This is a genomic window from Rhodoplanes roseus (genome assembly GCF_003258865.1).
Classification (GTDB): domain Bacteria; phylum Pseudomonadota; class Alphaproteobacteria; order Rhizobiales; family Xanthobacteraceae; genus Rhodoplanes; species Rhodoplanes roseus.
On the sequence record NZ_NPEX01000462.1, the window covers coordinates 1 to 3,054 of the forward strand.

Genomic DNA, 3,054 nt, shown 5'->3' on the forward strand with positions numbered 1-3,054 from the left:
ACCCGGCGTAGTTTCGTCGGCAAACGCCGACAACACCTTCCAGAGGGACAGCTGGTGGCTCCGGGCAGATTGGGAGGAAGCCGTCGCCTTCAGCTTCGATCAGGATGTCGGCCGGCCCGGCGGGGCGCAATGACGGTTATTACATGCCACCATTGTCTAGCCCGCAGGGCTGTTCGCAATCGAGGAACCTCGGGCGATTATCGCCCGGCGCCCGCACCCCTCAGTAGTTCCAGCGCTGCGCCTTGCTGACCAGGAAGTCGCGGAACGCCTGGACGCGGGCGACCGACTTCAGCTCCTCCGGATAGACGAAGAAGGCGTCGAGCGAGACCGCCTCGTCGTCGCTGAACAGCGTCACCAGGCTCTGGTCGTCCTCGAGGATGTAGTCCGGCAGCATGGCGATGCCGATGCCGCGCTGGCAGGCGCGCAGCACGCCGGCGATGTTGGTGATGATCAGGTGCGGCTGGCGCAGATCCTTGCCCTCGCGGCCGGCGGTCAGCAGCCAGCGGGCGCTCTGCAGGTTGATCGGCACGACGGTGCCGCCGAGCACGACCAGCCGGTGCTTGTCGAGATCGTCGATCGAGCGCGGCGTGCCGAAGCGCTTGAGATACTCGGGGGACGCGTAGGCGTGGTAGTGCACCGAGAACAACTTGCGCTGGATCAGGTCGGGCTGGGTCGGCTGGCGCAGCCGGATCGCCACGTCGGCCTCGCGCATCGCGAGGTCGAGCTCCTCCTCGGTGGTGATCAGCGTGATCCGGATGTCGGGATAGAGATCCGTGAACTCGCCGAGCCGCGGCGTGAGCCAGTGCACGCCCATGCCGATCGTCGTGGTCACGCGGAGATCGCCGTGCGGCCGCTCGCGGCTGTCGGTGAGCTTCACCCGCACCGACTCGAGCTTCATGAACACGTCGTGCGCGGTGCGGTAGAGAAGCTCGCCCTGCTCGGTGAGGATCAGGCCGCGGGCGTGGCGGTGGAACAGCGCCACCGAGAGCTCCTGCTCCAGCGCACTGACCTGACGCGACACCGCCGACTGCGACAGCCCGAGCTGCTCGCCCGCATGGGTGAAGCTGCCCGCCTCTGCGGCAGCGTGGAAGACCTTCAGCTTGTCCCAATCCATGATCGTTCGCGGGCGATGCCCGTTCCCATCCCGGCCCGCGGTTGCGCGCGAGCACTGCGCCGGCCGTTATCGACCCGCGCTTGTCCTTGTCTGGCACGATTCGAGGTCGCGGGCTCCGCCGCTGCGCAACTCCCCGGATCGAAACCGGATGCCATGGTTGAAAGATCCCGACTTGTCACTCGGCCGCGGCGCGCGTCTCGGCGTGGGCGGCGAGGAAGCGCTCGGCCTCGAGCGCCGCCATGCAGCCCATGCCGGCCGCCGTGACGGCCTGGCGATAGACGTCGTCGGCGACGTCGCCGGCCGCGAACACGCCCGGCACCGACGTCGCCGTGGAGAACGGCGCCACCTTCACGTAGCCGGACGGCTTCAGCTCGAGCTGTCCCTTGACCAGCTCGGTCGCCGGCGCATGGCCGATGGCGACGAACACGCCGTCGGCCGCGAGCGTCGTGACGGCGCCGGTCTGCACGTTGCGCAGCCGCGCGCCGGACACCTTCAGCGGATTGTCGGTGCCGACGATCTCGTCGAGCGTCGCGTTCCAGATCACCTCGACCTTCGGATTGGCGAACAGCCGCTCCTGCAGGATGCGCTCGGCCCGGAAGCCGTCGCGCCGGTGCACCACCGTCACCTTGGAGGCGAAGTTGGTGAGGAACAGCGCCTCCTCGACGGCCGAGTTGCCGCCGCCGACGACGATGACCTGCTTGTTGCGGTAGAAGAACCCGTCGCAGGTGGCGCAGGCCGAGACGCCGTAGCCCTTGAACTTTTCCTCCGACGGAATGCCGAGCCAGCGCGCCTGGGCGCCCGTTGCGACGATCAGAACGTCGGCCAGATAAACGTCACCCGAATCGCACACCAGCCGGAACGGCCGCTGGCCGAGATCGACGGCGTTGACGTGATCGGTGACGATGCGGGTGCCGACATGCTCGGCCTGCTTCTGCATCTGCTCCATGAGCCAGGGGCCCTGGATCGGCTCGGCGAAGCCCGGATAGTTCTCGACGTCGGTCGTGATGGTGAGCTGGCCGCCGGGCTGGATGCCCTGGATCAGGACCGGCTCCAGCATGGCGCGTGCGGCATAGACCGCGGCCGTGTATCCGGCCGGACCCGATCCGATGATTACCACGCGGGCATGGGTGGTCTCGGCCATGCGGAACCTCGTCGAAAGGCATGCGGAGAGACCCGCCGCGTCGTCGCGGACGGTGTTGTCAATGTAGACGTTCCTCCAAGGCATGCAAGACACGCATAACCCCGGATGTGTATTTCGGTGAACAACTTGGGTCGCGACGTCGCGCAATAATATTTCCGATGGCACGTCTCTTGCGATAATGCTGTCGCCGAGTCGCGCCCCGTCGACGACACGGCGACGATCTGGAGAGCCCCGTGCCCTATCGCCTCGATGCGATCGACCACCGAATCCTGAAAGAGCTCCAGGAGGACGGTCGCATGACCAATGTCGAGCTCGCCCGCCGCGTAGGCATATCGCCGCCGCCCTGCCTGCGTCGCGTGCGCGCGCTGGAGGAGGCCGGGTTCATCACCGGCTATCGGGCGCTGCTCGACGAGAAGCGACTCGGCTACGAGGTCACGGCCTTCGCCATGGTGCATCTGTCGAGCCAGGCCGAGGCGGACCTCGCCGCTTTCGAGGCCTATGTGCGCTCGAAGCCGCTGGTCCGCGAATGCTGGATGCTGTCGGGCGAGATCGACTTCCTGCTCAAATGCGTGGCGCCCAACCTGTCCACCTTCCAGGCGCTGGTCGCCGAGCTGACCGGCGCCCCCAATGTGCGCAACGTCAAGACCACGCTGACGCTGCGCAACTCCAAGAACGACCCGATCGTCCCGCTGGAGCTCGACCGCCTGGCGGTGTGAGGCGCGGGCGACTTCCAGCCGAACAAGGACGGTTACCTGGTCAACGGCGCCGGGTACTACCTGATGGGCATTCCGATCGACTC

The 3,054-nt window shown here is 67.0% G+C and carries 3 protein-coding genes; 1 reads left to right on the forward strand and 2 read right to left on the reverse strand.

Going from position 1 to position 3,054, the window contains the following annotated elements; genetic code table 11:
• Positions 1-220: 220 nt before the first annotated feature.
• Together CH341_RS30095 and trxB are read right to left on the reverse strand one after the other, a co-directional pair.
• Positions 221-1,114: a LysR family transcriptional regulator gene (locus tag CH341_RS30095; protein WP_111423150.1), complete on the reverse strand. Its 894-nt coding sequence runs from the start codon at positions 1,112-1,114 to the stop codon at positions 221-223.
• 175 nt (positions 1,115-1,289) lie between these two features.
• The gene (trxB, locus tag CH341_RS30100; RefSeq protein ID WP_111423152.1) at positions 1,290-2,255 is read right to left on the reverse strand and encodes a thioredoxin-disulfide reductase; all 966 of its coding nucleotides are present in this window, start codon (positions 2,253-2,255) and stop codon (positions 1,290-1,292) included.
• A 233-nt stretch (positions 2,256-2,488) separates the two neighbouring features.
• On the opposite strand from trxB, the gene CH341_RS30105 reads away from it, so the two are divergent.
• The gene (locus tag CH341_RS30105) at positions 2,489-2,971 is read left to right on the forward strand and encodes an Lrp/AsnC family transcriptional regulator (protein WP_111423155.1); all 483 of its coding nucleotides are present in this window, start codon (positions 2,489-2,491) and stop codon (positions 2,969-2,971) included.
• Positions 2,972-3,054: the final 83 nt, after the last annotated feature.